Origin of the sequence: Eubacterium sp. AF17-7 (assembly GCF_003461285.1) — a bacterium.
Classification (GTDB): Bacteria; Bacillota; Clostridia; order Lachnospirales; family Lachnospiraceae; genus Eubacterium_U; species Eubacterium_U album.
This window is the reverse complement of the sequence record NZ_QTWU01000013.1, coordinates 66,054-80,996: the sequence shown is the minus strand read 5'-3', so window position 1 is coordinate 80,996 and position 14,943 is coordinate 66,054. Positions and strand designations below refer to the sequence as shown.

General features: G+C 34.4%; 28 protein-coding genes. 25 read left to right on the top strand and 3 right to left on the bottom strand.

Annotated elements, in window-relative coordinates:
• Nucleotides 1–111 precede the first annotated feature (111 nt).
• The 3 genes from DWW96_RS10990 (at nt 112) to rpsI (ending at nt 1,709) form a co-directional block, all read left to right on the top strand.
• A complete protein-coding gene (locus tag DWW96_RS10990; protein ID WP_158562693.1) occupies nt 112–561 on the top strand; it encodes a DUF3592 domain-containing protein in 450 nt (149 codons plus the stop codon).
• Between the two features lie 300 nt (nt 562–861).
• A complete protein-coding gene (gene rplM, locus DWW96_RS10985; RefSeq protein WP_022088248.1) occupies nt 862–1,290 on the top strand; it encodes a 50S ribosomal protein L13 in 429 nt (142 codons plus the stop codon).
• Nucleotides 1,291–1,313: 23 nt separating this feature from the next.
• Nucleotides 1,314–1,709 carry a 30S ribosomal protein S9 gene (gene rpsI, locus DWW96_RS10980; protein WP_022088247.1) on the top strand — a complete coding sequence of 132 codons (396 nt, stop codon included), beginning with the start codon at nt 1,314–1,316 and terminating at the stop codon, nt 1,707–1,709.
• Nucleotides 1,710–1,829: 120 nt separating this feature from the next.
• Here the strand turns inward: rpsI and DWW96_RS10975 are convergent, their stop codons facing one another.
• Both DWW96_RS10975 and DWW96_RS10970 read right to left on the bottom strand, forming a co-directional pair.
• The gene (locus DWW96_RS10975; protein ID WP_117910451.1) at nt 1,830–2,882 is read right to left on the bottom strand and encodes a site-specific integrase; all 1,053 of its coding nucleotides are present in this window, start codon (nt 2,880–2,882) and stop codon (nt 1,830–1,832) included.
• A 185-nt stretch (nt 2,883–3,067) separates the two neighbouring features.
• Entirely contained in the window at nt 3,068–3,601 is a 534-nt protein-coding gene (locus DWW96_RS10970; RefSeq protein ID WP_117910450.1) for a hypothetical protein, read from the bottom strand.
• Nucleotides 3,602–3,707: 106 nt separating this feature from the next.
• Here DWW96_RS10970 and DWW96_RS10965 point away from each other — a divergent pair, with 106 nt between their 5' ends.
• A complete protein-coding gene (locus DWW96_RS10965; protein ID WP_243003067.1) occupies nt 3,708–3,875 on the top strand; it encodes a helix-turn-helix transcriptional regulator in 168 nt (55 codons plus the stop codon).
• Between the two features lie 285 nt (nt 3,876–4,160).
• Here DWW96_RS10965 and DWW96_RS10960 read toward each other — a convergent pair whose 3' ends face one another.
• Entirely contained in the window at nt 4,161–4,556 is a 396-nt protein-coding gene (locus DWW96_RS10960; RefSeq protein WP_117910448.1) for a helix-turn-helix transcriptional regulator, read from the bottom strand.
• A 191-nt stretch (nt 4,557–4,747) separates the two neighbouring features.
• Here DWW96_RS10960 and DWW96_RS14065 point away from each other — a divergent pair, with 191 nt between their 5' ends.
• The 21 genes from DWW96_RS14065 (at nt 4,748) to DWW96_RS14570 (ending at nt 14,938) form a co-directional block, all read left to right on the top strand.
• Nucleotides 4,748–4,897, top strand: coding sequence for a hypothetical protein (locus DWW96_RS14065; protein WP_158562692.1), 150 nt, complete (start codon nt 4,748–4,750; stop codon nt 4,895–4,897).
• Nucleotides 4,884–5,129 carry a hypothetical protein gene (locus DWW96_RS10955; protein WP_117910447.1) on the top strand — a complete coding sequence of 82 codons (246 nt, stop codon included), beginning with the start codon at nt 4,884–4,886 and terminating at the stop codon, nt 5,127–5,129. Before DWW96_RS14065 ends, DWW96_RS10955 begins: the two co-directional genes overlap by 14 nt.
• Nucleotides 5,130–5,141: 12 nt before the next feature.
• Nucleotides 5,142–5,420 (top strand): hypothetical protein, encoded by a 279-nt coding sequence (locus DWW96_RS10950; RefSeq protein ID WP_117910446.1) that lies wholly within the window; start codon nt 5,142–5,144, stop codon nt 5,418–5,420.
• A gap of 225 nt (nt 5,421–5,645) precedes the next feature.
• Nucleotides 5,646–6,392, top strand: coding sequence for a hypothetical protein (locus DWW96_RS10945; RefSeq protein ID WP_117910445.1), 747 nt, complete (start codon nt 5,646–5,648; stop codon nt 6,390–6,392).
• A 13-nt stretch (nt 6,393–6,405) separates the two neighbouring features.
• Nucleotides 6,406–6,642, top strand: a complete 237-nt coding sequence (locus DWW96_RS10940; protein ID WP_117910444.1) for a hypothetical protein — start codon at nt 6,406–6,408, stop codon at nt 6,640–6,642.
• The gene (locus tag DWW96_RS10935) at nt 6,635–7,051 is read left to right on the top strand and encodes a hypothetical protein (RefSeq protein WP_117910443.1); all 417 of its coding nucleotides are present in this window, start codon (nt 6,635–6,637) and stop codon (nt 7,049–7,051) included. The genes DWW96_RS10940 and DWW96_RS10935 overlap by 8 nt, the downstream gene beginning before the upstream one ends.
• Complete coding sequence (locus DWW96_RS10930) at nt 7,048–7,269, top strand: hypothetical protein (RefSeq protein ID WP_117910442.1); 222 nt, start codon at nt 7,048–7,050, stop codon at nt 7,267–7,269. The genes DWW96_RS10935 and DWW96_RS10930 overlap by 4 nt, the downstream gene beginning before the upstream one ends.
• Before the next feature lie 25 nt (nt 7,270–7,294).
• Nucleotides 7,295–7,771: a hypothetical protein gene (locus tag DWW96_RS10925; RefSeq protein WP_117910441.1), complete on the top strand. Its 477-nt coding sequence runs from the start codon at nt 7,295–7,297 to the stop codon at nt 7,769–7,771.
• A 2-nt stretch (nt 7,772–7,773) separates the two neighbouring features.
• Nucleotides 7,774–8,361, top strand: coding sequence for a hypothetical protein (locus DWW96_RS10920; RefSeq protein ID WP_117910440.1), 588 nt, complete (start codon nt 7,774–7,776; stop codon nt 8,359–8,361).
• A complete protein-coding gene (locus tag DWW96_RS10915; protein ID WP_117910439.1) occupies nt 8,348–10,474 on the top strand; it encodes a PcfJ domain-containing protein in 2,127 nt (708 codons plus the stop codon). Before DWW96_RS10920 ends, DWW96_RS10915 begins: the two co-directional genes overlap by 14 nt.
• Nucleotides 10,474–11,760 (top strand): hypothetical protein, encoded by a 1,287-nt coding sequence (locus DWW96_RS10910; RefSeq protein WP_117910438.1) that lies wholly within the window; start codon nt 10,474–10,476, stop codon nt 11,758–11,760. Before DWW96_RS10915 ends, DWW96_RS10910 begins: the two co-directional genes overlap by 1 nt.
• A 72-nt stretch (nt 11,761–11,832) precedes the next feature.
• Nucleotides 11,833–12,279, top strand: a complete 447-nt coding sequence (locus DWW96_RS10905; protein ID WP_117910437.1) for a RusA family crossover junction endodeoxyribonuclease — start codon at nt 11,833–11,835, stop codon at nt 12,277–12,279.
• Nucleotides 12,276–12,596 (top strand): hypothetical protein, encoded by a 321-nt coding sequence (locus DWW96_RS10900; protein ID WP_117910436.1) that lies wholly within the window; start codon nt 12,276–12,278, stop codon nt 12,594–12,596. Before DWW96_RS10905 ends, DWW96_RS10900 begins: the two co-directional genes overlap by 4 nt.
• Before the next feature lie 3 nt (nt 12,597–12,599).
• On the top strand, nt 12,600–12,866 hold the full coding sequence (locus DWW96_RS10895) for a hypothetical protein (RefSeq protein WP_117910435.1): 267 nt from the start codon (nt 12,600–12,602) through the stop codon (nt 12,864–12,866).
• Complete coding sequence (locus DWW96_RS10890) at nt 12,859–13,137, top strand: hypothetical protein (RefSeq protein ID WP_117910434.1); 279 nt, start codon at nt 12,859–12,861, stop codon at nt 13,135–13,137. Before DWW96_RS10895 ends, DWW96_RS10890 begins: the two co-directional genes overlap by 8 nt.
• Before the next feature lie 347 nt (nt 13,138–13,484).
• Complete coding sequence (locus tag DWW96_RS14060; RefSeq protein WP_158562691.1) at nt 13,485–13,652, top strand: hypothetical protein; 168 nt, start codon at nt 13,485–13,487, stop codon at nt 13,650–13,652.
• A 1-nt stretch (nt 13,653) separates the two neighbouring features.
• Complete coding sequence (locus DWW96_RS10885; RefSeq protein ID WP_117910433.1) at nt 13,654–13,848, top strand: chemotaxis protein; 195 nt, start codon at nt 13,654–13,656, stop codon at nt 13,846–13,848.
• 97 nt (nt 13,849–13,945) lie between these two features.
• Complete coding sequence (locus DWW96_RS10880; RefSeq protein WP_117910432.1) at nt 13,946–14,428, top strand: DUF551 domain-containing protein; 483 nt, start codon at nt 13,946–13,948, stop codon at nt 14,426–14,428.
• Nucleotides 14,429–14,626 (top strand): hypothetical protein, encoded by a 198-nt coding sequence (locus DWW96_RS10875; RefSeq protein ID WP_117910431.1) that lies wholly within the window; start codon nt 14,429–14,431, stop codon nt 14,624–14,626.
• A gap of 1 nt (nt 14,627) precedes the next feature.
• Entirely contained in the window at nt 14,628–14,816 is a 189-nt protein-coding gene (locus DWW96_RS10870; protein ID WP_117910430.1) for a hypothetical protein, read from the top strand.
• Complete coding sequence (locus DWW96_RS14570; RefSeq protein ID WP_278286586.1) at nt 14,813–14,938, top strand: hypothetical protein; 126 nt, start codon at nt 14,813–14,815, stop codon at nt 14,936–14,938. Before DWW96_RS10870 ends, DWW96_RS14570 begins: the two co-directional genes overlap by 4 nt.
• Nucleotides 14,939–14,943 lie beyond the last annotated feature (5 nt).

Below are 14,943 nucleotides of genomic sequence, written 5' to 3'. Positions count from 1 at the left end.
GTGGTAGCAATATCGTACCGGTTCGATTCCGGTCGCCGGCATAGACAAGCAACCTAGGTTGCTTGTTTTTTTATATAGAAAATTAAAGTAAAGAAATGTATGGGTGGTTATATGAATAATAAATGGTTAAGTATAATTCTCTTTTCCGGGATATTTAGTTTAATAGGTTTTATATTTTTTCTAATAGGGCTATTAATGTTTAGGCACATAAATAAAAAAGAAAAAAGATGTATTTTAAAAACATATGGTATTGTAAAGGACGTTGTTAAACATAAAAGTTATAATAGTGATAGTGTTAAAAGTTCAGGATATTATCCTATATTTGAATATCATGTAGGTGATGTTACAATTACAAAAGAATCAGCTTATGGTAGTGGTAAACCAAGATATAAAAAAGGGCAGAACGTGGAAATATATTATAATCCACAAAAATGTAGTGAATATTATATAAAAGATGATAAGTTACCCCATATTTTAGCAAAAGTGTTTACCATAGTTGGGGCAGTTTTGATAGGTATTGCTTTTATATCTGCTGTTTTAATATTTATACTTTACAAGTAAATTACTTAATATGCTATAAAATGATGCTATAAAACATAAGGTTATATGAATTAAATTAAGATATTAAAAATTAGGTTGGTACGCAGATAAATTGGTAAAAATGATTCATAGAGTACGCATATAAATAGCAGATAAATACATAGAGAAATTAAAAAATGTGTTGACAGTAAAATGGTGTTACGCTATACTATTTTAGTATGGCGTGTAATGCGTAGGTTTAATGCTCAGCCATTAGCCCCGGTGAAGCATTTAACATATATTTATTTAATAAGAATGAAGAATATTTCAGGAGGTAAACCAATGAAAACATATATGGCAAGTCCATCAACAATTGAAAGAAAATGGTATGTAGTTGATGCTACAGGATATACATTAGGTCGTTTATCATCAGAAATCGCTAAAGTATTAAGAGGTAAGAACAAACCACAGTTCACACCACACATTGATACTGGTGATTATGTAATAGTTATAAATGCAGAAAAGATTGCAGTAACAGGTAAGAAATTAGAACAGAAGATGTACTACCATCATTCAGATTATGTAGGAGGAATGAAGGAAGTTACTCTTAAGGAAAAATTAGAAAAGAAACCTGAAACAGTTATTGAACTCGCAGTTAAAGGCATGCTTCCAAAGGGACCTTTAGGAAGAGAAATGTACAAAAAACTTTATGTTTACGCTGGAAATGAGCATCCACATGCAGCTCAGAAGCCAGAAGTATTAACATTTTAGTGACTGAAAGGAGGAAATAAACAATGGCAGTAGAAAAGTATTATGGAACAGGTAGAAGAAAGAGCAGTGTTGCTAGAGTATATTTAATGCCTGGTAAAGGAAATATCACAATCAACAAGAGAAGTATCGATGAATACTTCGGTTTAGATACATTAAAAGTTATCGTACGTCAGCCATTAAACGCTATTGATGCTTTAGATAAGTTTGACGTAATCGTAAGTGTACACGGTGGTGGATACACAGGACAGGCTGGTGCCATCAGACACGGTATCTCAAGAGCTTTATTAGAAGTTGATTCAGATGCTTACAGACCAATTCTTAAGAAAGCTGGATTCTTAACAAGAGATCCAAGAATGAAAGAAAGAAAGAAACCAGGTCTCAAAGCAGCTCGTAGAGCACCACAGTTCTCAAAGAGATAATTCAATATCATCAATTAATACAGAAACCCAAGAAAAAATCAACATTCCTTGGGTTTCTCTTTTTGTCAAATTCTATGAAATTTTATCTACTAGTAACACGATAGTAACATAATAGTAACACTATATTTTGTTTATCGCTTCAAGTTTAAACGGAAGCTCGATGTGTGTATATACTGTCTCAGTTACACCTTGCCCTTTGTGGCCAACAATCTTTTTGATGATTCGTTCATCAACACCTGCTTCAGTCAGAAGAGATACACACGTATGCCTTGTGTCGTGTGGTCTATGTTGGAGCTTCAACTGCTCCATCAAGGGTGTCCAATAACTGTCATAGTAATTTCTATACAAGAAATGCTTGTCATCAGGAGTGCAAATAAGATATTCACAATCCCTATTAATCCAATATTGAAAAAATTGAACAACCTTTTCAGCTATTGGAACCTCTCTGATTCCTGATTCTGTCTTTGATTCTCGAACGTAGAACCATCTTTCATCAAGATGAACATCTTCTTTTTTTAAGTCAAGCAGTTCACTGATTCTGACACCTGTATAAATAAGCATCAGGACCACGGAATAATATGTGTTAGAATCTTTAACTTTCCATACCATATCGACTTGCTTACGACTAAATGGCTTTCTATTATATGCATTAGGATTTCCGGCTTTAGTGATATCAACATATCTGACCATATCCCTTTTGTCTGCTGTGACAATTTCATGCATCACAGCATAGTCATACATCAGACCGAACATGATTTTCATTTTTTTTAACGTTGGTGTGTTTTTTCCGGATTCATCAACAACCTGTTGCAAATGGTCAAGTTTGATCTCCACAAATTTCATATCATGTAATTTTGCACATGTTCTGAATGACGCTTTATATCCTTTAATATTAGATTCAGATACTTTTGGAAAATGTAGCTCAGACCACTTTTCAAATACTTCAGCAAATGTGATAGTGTTATGGTGCAAATCATAAGGGTCTTTATTGTATTCAACAAGTGCAATCATTGCTTCTTTTCGTGTCTCATAATATCCGATAAACTCATAAACCGGATAAGATTTTTGCTTCTCTTCATCAAATGTCCATCCTGTAGTTTTTCTCGCAGCCCAAGGCTTCCTTCTGTTCCCAGATAGCTTATAAACGCTTCCAAATCCATTCGGCAAACGCATAAATAACACATCCTTTCTTAAAAAATTAAAATTGGGTATAAAAAAGACACCTAGACATTGTAAAGGTGTCAAAAATGTGATAATATATAAATGCTTTCAGAAGTGGTATATTTATCACTTGCGAGCCGGTTCTTGCATTGCCGGCTCTTTTTTTGACTATTTGTCTAATTTATAAATTTATACATTTATTGAATTTCTTCAACTTCTCCAGTGCTAATATTTACGATTTCATCAGATAAGACCATACCGGAGAATAGCGCATTGGCGTCGTGTTCTTCGCCTTTTACATATTCAAAAGTAGTGACTGAAAGTGAATCCTCTGTGATCACGGATACTTTTGTGGTTGTTTTTAATGAAAAGTCGATAATTGCGTGAATTTCATCATCTGAACTGAACATTTTTTTGTAGTAGTCAATAACGTAGTCATTAATATCTACGCTATCAGATGTCTTAGCAAGTCGCCAATTTCCTGTAACATCATTTCGGACACTATCAGAAAAAATAATGTTAACATTATCAATATCATAGGACCCTGATGCGACTTTTGTATTGTCTGATTTTGTTGCCTTTTCTTTCTTGACTTGTGTAGTGCTTTCAGAAGCAGTCTTGCTCGAAGTATCAGAATCTTCAGAAAAAAGTGAGCTTAAAATCGGAACCACAATAAAGAAGAATATTAGTAGACCAATCACTAGTTTCTTATTGTTTTTTATTTTTTTCATAAAATCCTCCTTTTAGTTAAATTTTCCAAATAAAAATCTGAAAAATTAATGTATAATAAAAATAAAAAATATATAAGGTGAGTAGATGGAATTACTGATTTGGCAAATGCGAACAAAAAAGGGCTACTCATGCAGAAAACTAGCTGACAAAAGTGGGCTGTCTAAATCAACGATAAACAACATCGAGAATGAAAAAACATCGCCAACTCTTGAACAATTAGAAGCAATCGCATCAGCTCTAGACTGTCGCATTATTGATTTATTTAAAGAATAAAAAGTTAAATCTAAAAATTCCATCAAATTCCTTGTTTTTGTCCAAGATTATGGACATTTCAAAAAAATATAAAAAAAATATAAATTTACGAAAGAATTGAACCTTTTGTCTGATATAATTTCAATATCAAACGAAAAGGGGGTTAAATACAAATGACAATGAAGGAAAAAATCATTGAAAAAATCAAAACAGTAGATGAAGATAAGCATTTAAAAAAACTTAAATACATATATACGCTACTGTGTGAATTATTTCAATAAGATTTAACAAGAAGCTGGAGAAGTATTAATCTTCTCCGGCTTTTTTATCATCATCATCAGATAGCCCGCATAGCTCTCTAGCCTTTCTCTCTAAGAATTCCCATTCTTCAACAGTTAAGTTAGATAGCATTGATATGAAGCGATTTTTAAAGGAATCACTTTCTTCATCAAGAAGCTGCTTCGTTAATCTTGCTAAGTCTGTGTTCCTGTCAACAGGAAGGAACATGTCACCTTTACCATCTCTTAACCAATCTTCACTTACGTTCCATTCTCTACAAATTGAAGTAATCACCTGATCCGTTAATGCGTTAATTCCACATTCCCACTGACCAACAGTGTTACGCTTAACACCGAGTTTATCAGCAAATTTTTGCTGAGTCATTCCTAAAAATTTTCTTAACTGCTTCAAACGTTCATTCATTTTAAATTCACCACCTTTCAAATATTTATGAATTAATAATACATCTAAAAAGGGAAAAAGTCAATAAAAAAAGTCACGTAAACAACAAAACGACATAAAAACAACAAAAATAGTGTTGACAATGCTGTTTGAATGACATATAATAGCCACAGAAACAACAAAAAACGACACGCGAAAGGAGAAAAAAAGACATGATGCAAGAAAAAGAAAAAAAGATATTAGAAAATTTTGCTTTGATAATTCCCAAATTATCAGAAAGCAACAAAAGCTACTTGTTAGGATTGGGTGAAGGGATGGCTATGAAGGTTAATAAAGAGGAGAAGGAGAATGAAAAAAAATAAACATTCAATATCGGTCAATGAAGCTGCGATTATCATAGGAGCATCACCCCAATTCGTAAGAATTGCAATGCAAAGGCAGATCCTTGATATTGGAGTAGCAATGATGATGCCGGGCTCGAAGGAATACACATACAACATATCAGCAAATCGCTTAGCTGAATATTCCGGAAAAAATATAGAAGAAGAATTAGAAAAAATAAGAAGTGAAGATTTTGATTTAGCAACTTATTAGAAAGGAAAGTTAATGGAAGCAATAAAAAAACGCCTTCCTGTTCTATCAGGAAGGCAAAGTGTAAAAGGTGCATCAACCAATAAATGCACACGACACACAGTATATATCATTATTTGGGAAATATCAAAACTGGCAGATGCCGTATGGGATATGCATCTACTTAAAGATATAGCAATTGGACTACTATTAATTCCAATGCTACATAGCACATTTGCAGCAGTACTTATTACTCTAATGATAATTAAGGCAGACTGCTATGCATATGACATTTTCACAGGAAAAAACAAATAAAAAAACGCCCCTTACCCGGACGCTTTTTCAAAAAAATACCGAACATGCGAAAATTCGGTTGAAATATTAAATTTCTTAAAGAAAGTATAACATTTTTCAGCCGTAAAGTCAATCAAAAACGCCGATATCAAGGGCGTTTGGCACTTGTTCAAACTATTAACTTTAGAACATCTGAAAAGGAGGCTGATAAATATTTACTATATTACAAAAACGATAGAGGGTGATGTGATCCGTATTCGAAAACACTACGGAAAGAGAGCACCAAATCCAAACAGAACAGAAAAAGCAGAACTGACTACAGAAGAAATGGAAAAAGTTAATCAAAGGAATGCTGAGAAGAGATTAACTGCATTGATTAACTGCAATTTCTGTGAAGGAGATCATCACATAGTGCTGACATATAGGAGAGACAATAGGCCGGTGGTTAATGAAGCCAGAAAAAATATCAAGAAATTCTTGAGACAACTGAGAAAAGCATACAGAAGAGAAGGAACAGTTCTCAAGTACATCATGGTAACAGAATACGAAAACAAGGCCATACATCATCATATCATCATTAACGATTTGATATGCGGGAATACATTAAGAGAGGTTCGAAAGCTGTGGAGCAGACACGGCGGAACGAATGACAAACCTTTGTACAGTATGGAATTTAGTGATTTGGCTACATATTTCATAAAAGAAACATCAAAAACGTTCAAAAAACACGAAGGCAACGCAAGGCAGAGATACAGTTGCAGCAGGAATTTGATTAAGCCGGTAACGACTACAGAAGTTATAAGAGCAGCAGTTAAGTGGCTACGAGAACCTAGGACGCCAAAAGGCTACTTTATTCCACGTGACTCTATTTATAACGGAACAGACTGGACTGGAAGACCGTATCAGGAATACATATTGATACGACTGTCTAACAAGGAACCGCCGAACAGCTGGAGCAAAGAGGATAAAGACAGATGGTACAAACAAGAATAAGGAGGAAAGAACATTGAAAGGAAAATTTAAGGCAAAGAACGTTGAAAGTATCACGTTCACAGTTAACTACAGCGACGGAACGAAAAAGGAAGTCGAAGAGGGAGTGATGTTCGAATTTATTGGTCAGGCGATTAACATATACGTCGGAACACATAGAGCAGCAGCCGTAAAAGCACTTCCAAATGCATTGGATACAGCAATAAAGGAATCAGGATTGAAGATGGAGGGGAAGATAAAAGTAAATGTTTAGAGGAAAGTCGGTAATAACGCAAGAATACATATATGGATATTTATGTGTCGCAAGAGATAAAAAGGGGAATGAGCAGACACAAATATTAGTCCCGGACAATTTCATTGGATATAACAAGATGTATGTCGTCGAAAAAGATACGGTTGAAGAAGAATTGAGAATGCGAGACATAAATGGAAAAAGAATATATGAAGGCGATAAAATTGCAATCGAAATTGGAAAAGAGGGAGTTGTACCGGTGCAACAGCGTAGAACCTGCGTGGGGCAGGCAGTGATGCACAAAGGATGCGAATGCATCAAGGTTAAACAGACAAATGGAAGCATATATATCCAGCTACACATGGCTAAAAAAATTGAAATTATTGAAAGCCACGGCGACGAAGATAAATGGAAAGAGGTGAACGTATGAAAGAGACCATGAACAGAAAAATGTATAAGAAAATAAAGACGATGGACAGAAGGGAGATGGCAGAATATCTAACTAATTTGTATCAGGAAGGCATTAATGCAGGAAGGAAAAGAATGGTGACGCCGGAGCAGATCAATGAGGAAATTAAGAAAGTCAAAGGAATTGGAGAAGTAAAAAGACAAGCAATAATGGAAAAAATAACACAATTATATGAATAAAGTCAAAGTCAAGGAGGAAATCAAGATGAAAAAGAAATTTGGAATATTTAACTCAGTTGAAGAGTTGAACAGAGCAGCAGCAGGACAGTTAAAAGAAGGAGACATTGAAGCACTGAAGGAATTGGCGAAAGAGAATGGGATTGATGCAGATGATGTTGAAGACTATGTAGAAGGATATACAGATGAATTGGCGACGCCCCTGACGGCTGCGTTAGGAAAAATAGAAATAGAGGTTGCTGAAATAACACATACAAGAGAAAAAATACCATGTCGAATTATAGCTAACATGACAAAAGGAATGCTCACAGATATAAATATAGCGAATTCAGTAATGAAAAAAGATAAGAAAATTCAAGATATAGCTGCGATAATGTGTGAAATGCAATGCAATATGGGAACAGACAGAGAACTAGAAGAAATAATAAAAACGTATTTTCTTGAAGATTATGAAAATACAAAAAACAAGGTTAAAGAAATATCAGAAAAATACAAAGGGGAGTAGATATGATAGCGTATAAAGGATTTACAAATGACATCTGGAGTCGATTCGGCGACGGAAAAGAAAAAACATGCAGATTCAAGGTTGGAGATACAAAGAAAGTTAAAGAAAGTAAGACTGCAAAAAGTGGATTTCATTGTTGCGAAAATCCATTTGAATGCTTAGCGTACTATCCAATGAATGGGCAGAATAGATTTTTTAAAGTAGAAGCAGCAGGCGATATTGATGAAGATGGATATGAAAGAATTGCATGCACAAAAATCACAATATTAGAAGAATTAACACCAATCAAATTTGCGATGGAAGGAATTAAATACATGATTCAGCATCCCCAGAGAAGAAATTGGGAACAAGAAATGGAAAGCGTACAGGTAAAAAAAGACGAAGCAAAGACTGACAAGGAAGGATATATTGCTATAGCAAGAGGCAAAAGGCCACGCGTGAAAGGAACAAAAGGGAGTATCGTAGGGCTGTTAGTAGATAAGGATGGCGAGATAACGAATGCAAAGCTATTAGTTGTTGATGAAAAATACAAAGACAAATGGCTACAACTAACAGAAGAAAGGAAGGTGAAAGTCATTGAAGAAAGCTAAAGTAGAAGCAGCAGCTCCAGTTAGAACGCAGAAAAATGGATGGTGGCTCACAGCACAGGTTATTGATGAAGATATCTTAGTATTAAATATATACAAGAATAAGATATTACAAGCAAGACATTGCATAAATGTAGAAACTGGAGAATATGCGACACTAAACGGACAAATATGGTCAACTACAAAGATTGAAAGAGCGTTAGGCTATGGATATGGAACTGGATACTACTATTATGATGATAGCAAGCTTAGTAAGAGAGCTAGAATGTCAAAAGAGGATAAAGAACTTATAGAAAGGTTAATAGTGCCAGAATATCACTATGTACATTCAACAATAGATGCTATAAGTAAAAAAGAAGCAGAGTATAGCTGTAAATGCAGGTTGAATGCAGAAGAAAGACGAATAAATAGAGTGATGAAAACAATGCGAAAAGTTCCGGATATTCCACAAGGAATAAAAAAATGGATAGACATAAAAGAAAATAACGGACAAGACTATATGCTTAAAGACAGAGACACGGGGAAGTGGACTTGCACAGCATGTACAGGTGAAAGTGAACGTGAAGAACTATTCACTACGGATGGAAAAAAGCCAAAAGATAAAGATATAGTCATATGTCCTCACTGTAAAAATAGAGTGAAATTGTTAACTAGAAAGCTACATGTTGATTTAACCACACACTTTATGCTTATACAGTACATAGATGATGAAATGTCAGTAGCGAGACATTTTAAAGCGAGAATATATTACATTCCAGGGAATCACAAACAAATAGAAATTGAAGAAGAAATAAGAATTATTTTGTTTAAAAAGTCAGAAAGAAAAGAAGACTGTTCAATATACTATGAACAGTATGGACGACCAACGAGCATCGTAGAACGAGAACGACATGAAGGAAATTTTGACAATAAAGGAAATCCGCAGAACAAAAAAACATATCAATGCTATTTGTATGAAGATGGAATTGAAGAAGCATTAAAAGATACAGCATATGAAAAGTGGATGGGATTATTTAATCAAATGGCAGCAGCAGGAATTAAAGCAAACTATAACAGTTTGATGGTGACAAAGAATGATTTGAATTTAATCAAATTAGTTGAAATGCTGTTCAAAGGAAGATTTAGTCAACTGCTTGCGGAAACATCGGGAAATATATCGTATTGGACGCGGGCATACTGTGGTCCGTTAAAATTGGCAGGACATAACATTGAAGATGTATTTGAAATATCGGACAGACAAAAAATAAACAGAATTCGTGAAAAAAATGGCGGAGAACTAATGCTTAAATGGATGCGCTGGAGTGATAGCGACGAACAAAAGATATCAGACAAAGCAATGAGCTGGATTTTGAAGAACAAAATAAGCATCACAGAAATAGCAGAAATGATAAGCAAAATGTCTATTGAAAAAGCGATGAATTACGTCGAACGACAAAAAAAAGAACAATACAAAAAAGAAAGTATTAAGCAAATCATATCACAGTATGCAGATTACATTAATATGTGCGGAAGGCTGCATAAAGATTTAACAGATGAAATGATATTTAAACCACGTGAGCTAAAAAGAAGACACGATGAAGCCGTAGAAGAAATAGAAAGATTAAATGAACAGTTAATCGCAGAAGAATATTCAGAAAGATTCAGTGAAGCAGAAGAAGTGCTTAAAGAGATAAAAAATAAATATGAATATGAAAAAGATGAATTTTTTATCAAAGTTCCTGAGAAAATCGTAGATATAGTCAGAGAAGGAAGATATTTACATCACTGTGTTGGAACATCTGATAGATACTTAGATAGAATAAAGCAACATGAGACGTACATAGTGTTTTTAAGAAAAAAGAAAGAACCGGATACACCGTTCTATACAATTGAGGTTGAACCGGGAGGAACAATCAGACAGCACAGAGGAATGTATGACGAAGAACCAGAAATTGAGTTAGTAAAACCCTTTTTGAAAAATTGGCAAAAAGTAATCAGGAGACAAATGTCAAAAAAAGATTATGCAAGAGCCGCAATTTCGAAAAATAAAAGAGAAGAAAACATAGCAGAACTAAGAGAAAAAAATAATACAAGAGTTCTAAAAGGACTTGAAGAAGATTTTATGGAGGCAATTTAATGAATGAATTAGTTAATATAAATAACTACGAAGAATTTAAATCAGCGTTAGATATTGAATTAAAGAATCAGGCAGAAGGATTTGTGAGAACAGGATATTTGCTAAAAAAAGCAAGAGACACAGAGATATTGAAGGAATCAGGATATACATCTGTAGCAGAATTTGCTAAGGCAGAATATGGACTTAATAAAGACACGGTATCGAGATACATAGCAATCAACGACAGATATGCAGTTGACGGATATTCGGACAAACTTCAAGAAAAATATCAAGGATATGGAATAGCAAAATTGCAGGAGATGTTGACGCTATCAGATGATGTAGTAGATATGCTATCGCCTGAACTGAGCAGAAGAGAGATACAAGATGTTAAGAGAGAAATAGCAGAAGAAGAAAAGATAAGTGACATAGAAGTGATGATTGAGCAGCAGGAAGTTGATGAAAAAGACAAGACGATTCTGCAGAGAGTAATGTATCAATATTTCTATGAAAACAGAGAAAAATTCGTAGAACTGTCAGAAGTCATAGAAGGAAAGTTAGAAGCAGATGCAGCAGTTAACAAAATACTGGATGTGATTATTCCGGCAGGAATTGGCCCAGTATTTGTAAGAATCAAGGGAATGGGAAAGATGATGTTATCTTTTCATAATGCAGATCATGATATAGAGATGCTGAATGTTAGAAACAGAGAAAAAGAGATAGTAACGTGGCAAAAGTTAATTGAGACTATCAAACTCCCATTCCCGGCCACAAAGGAAGCGTGGGAACATCTATACGATGAACCTTACGAAGTTAAAAAAGAAGAAAAAGAAGAACCTGTTAAAAAGATTCAGCCAGCACCGGAAAAGGTTGAAGTTGAAGAAGAAACAAAAGGAGAAAAGAACGAAGAAGGATTTGCAAAATTTGGAAGAACAGCAGAAAGCACGGCAGATGCATTAGTAGAATTTGGAAAAAGAGCAAGAGAAAAATCTGAAGTTGCACCGGTGCAACCTACACATTCTACTGAGTGCGACACAGAAATAATCGACAACAAAGAACCAATAATGAATGAACCTGTAACACCTGATACAGAAGCAGAAGAATCAACAGATGCAGCAGTTGAAAAGGTACAAGCAGAGATTGTAACGGATCCACGCAAGGAAGAAGTTAAAGGATTGGTCAGAGAATTAAGCAATAGCGTTAACGAGGAAAGATATACGGAAACCATAAGCATTGCTCACACAATTGCAAGCAAAGTAGCTCAAATTTTGGTGATTGAGAGAAATAGAGAGGACAACAACTACTAAATATATATCACGAATCTAATTAACTATGTTTTGTTAGTCTGCTGCGATGCGCAGCAGACGGAAAGGAGCAAAATGAAATTCAAAATTCCGGGAGAACCACAAGGTAAAGCAAGAGCTAGAACATATATGGATGCAAGAACAAGAAGAATGAAAAGCATAACACCTCGAGGAACGAAGCTATATGAGAATTTAGTAAAGATGAACTATTTAGAAGCTGCAGAGAAGCAAGAATTTAAAGGTTTTTTTAATAAAGAGCCAATTGAAATTAATATATTGGCGATATATCCAATTCCGGCATCGAAGAGCAAAAAAATAAAAAGAGAAATGGAATTCGGCAATATTTTGCCGACTAAAAAGCCGGATGCAGATAATATCGCAAAGGCAATTTGTGATGCATTGAATGAGATAGCGTATCATGATGATGCACAAATATGCAGATTAAGTGTGTCAAAGAGATATCAGGCGATAGCAGACTGTACGCCTTATACAATCGTAGAGATAAAGGAGATAAAAAATTGAGAAAAAAATATAATTTGTATGCAGTCAAAAAAGACGGAAAGCATCTAGGAGTTTTCAAAGCATCGACGATTGCTGAAAAAATTGGATGCAGTTTAAGCTCCATTAGTATTGCTGCAAGAAAAGGATTTATCATCAAAGGAAGATATGAAGTGAAATTTGTGGTTGATACGAAGAATCAGGAAGATGCAGCAGTTGGAAAAAACAATCAGAAAAATAAAATATTCATAGTAGGGAGTGAAGAAACGAAAAAACTACAAGCGCAGGAAGAACATTTAAGTTACCTGTTTGGCACGAATATTATGAAAATTAGGAGGTAAACAATGCGATTAATAGCTGCAGATAATCTTAGGGATTTTATGGTTGAACATGCCGAGCGAATACAGTATGCAATTGAACATAAGGACGGGGAAATATTGGAATCACTAATAAATCAGATACCAATAGCCTATGACGTGGATAAGGTTGTGGAACAGTTAGGTAAAAAACAAAATAATAAAGGATTTGGAGGCACAATTCAAGAAATATTTTATGATTTAGGTTTAGAGGATGCAATAGAAATTGTGAAAGGTGGAGAAGTGAATGAGTAAAATACCAAAAGGAATAGTAGATAAAATAGAACAAAGAAACAGATTAAATGAAGAAATTAGAGCATGGTGCAACGAAAATCTTGATATGGATGGAATGGATAGTGATTCTGCAGATATAACAGACCATTATGTTGGAGAGGTAAATTCATTTGAAGACGAAAGAAGAGAATGGTGTGACCAATATCAGGTTGGTGAAGATTCTTTTTATGGAGATTATTACTGGGAAACAGAATATTCAGGAAAATATGTACATATGGAATTTTGGATATAGGTGGAGAATATGATAGACGCAAGAAAATGTTAAGGTAAAAAACTGTACATTGAAAACTAAATAATGGCTGATAAATTTCAAAAAAACTTATTTTATTTGAAAAAAAGTGTTGACATAGTGTGTACACTATGATATAATAAATATATCAAATGAAGGAGGTAAAGAAAAATGGACAAGAAAAAGAAAAAACACTTATTAAAAGAAGTCCAAGTGATAATAGGTATTGCCCAAGCCATTATCACAACGGTGTGTCTGATATATTCGACATTCTTTAAATAAGTGTTAATAAGCGGTGGGTAAATCCCACTACTCACCGTTTATTTTAAACCATTTTTCGAAAAAAGTCTATGAAGCAGAGTTTATTTTTAACAAACATTACATCCTTTGCAGTATTAGCATATATGGTTATCAACAATGGGATTGACGTAATTTCAGGAATAGGAATTGTGGCGAACATCATAAGCATAATTTTAATTATTGCATTGGAATATAAGATAAGAAAAGGAGAACAATAAGATGCCTAAGGGAGAGCCAAATAGTCAGACGATTGCATCCCAGAAGTGGAATGCAAAAGCTGGGTATGTTGCAAAGACATATAAGCTAAAAAAGGATGTTGCAGATGCATTTGCAGAAACCTGTGACAAGCTGGGAGTAAGTAAAGCAAGCCAGCTGACAAAGATGATGACGGAATTTATTGAACAGAATAAGTAAAAAAGAAAACTATCAGCCATTATTTGGTTGGTAGTTTTTTTATGTGAAATGTTAAGAAATGTTAAGGAGTGAGAGAAATAGAAAGTGAGGATTAAGAATGGCAAAGGTCAAAATTACAAAAGAATTAGATTCTAAAAATACGCAATATTTTAAACTAACTAAAAAGCGTGGAAAGATTACAGCTAGAGAAGCATTTGAGGCAATGGAAGAATCTTACTATTTTGGAGAGTATTTAATTCAATTTAATGTTCCAGAAGAAGTACCAATGGATTTGTATGAAGATGGAGATGAGTGGAGATTATACGCAGTAAAAGAGTTGTTGGAAGAAGAACTATACAAAGCTCATCAGGAAGGTTATGAAGAATGCAAAGAAGATTTTAACCTTGAAAATAATGGATGGATTCCATGCAGTGAGAGATTGCCTGAAAAAAACACAAATGTAATAGCATGCTTTAGTCATGGACTGGTAACAGAAATGAGATATGAAGGCAACGGGATATTTCAAGATATTTATGAATATTCGGCAGATGTAATAAGAGCATGGCAACCACTACCAGAACCATATGAGGAGGAGCAGTAAATGACAGGAAAAGATACAGAGGAATGTGAAAACATAGCAGAAAGATATGCGGATTGTGACGAATTTGTTTGTTCGAAATGTGGCATTCATTTGATGGAATGGGTGGAAGTAAGAATTGATGAAGATTATGATGAAACACATTGCGAGTATGAATTTAAATATTGCCCAAATTGTGGAGCAAAAATAAAGGTGGTGTAATGTGATACGTTATGACGACACAACAAAAAAGTGGTTAAAAAAACAATTACCTAACCAGCAAACAACAGTGATGCAATGTAATTATTGCCATCTATATTACAAGCCATCGTTAGGACATAAATGTGCGAAAAAAATTAGTAGAGGAATTAATTGGTATAGAACAAATACAAAGGCAGGTGATACGGAATGATTAAATTAATAATTGTAGCAATTACAGTAATTGTGGCAGCTGGAATATATTCACTATGTATTATGAGATTTAGAGACGACAGGAGAAGGGAAAGAGACGCAAGAAGCTGGGACGAGGATTAAAAAAG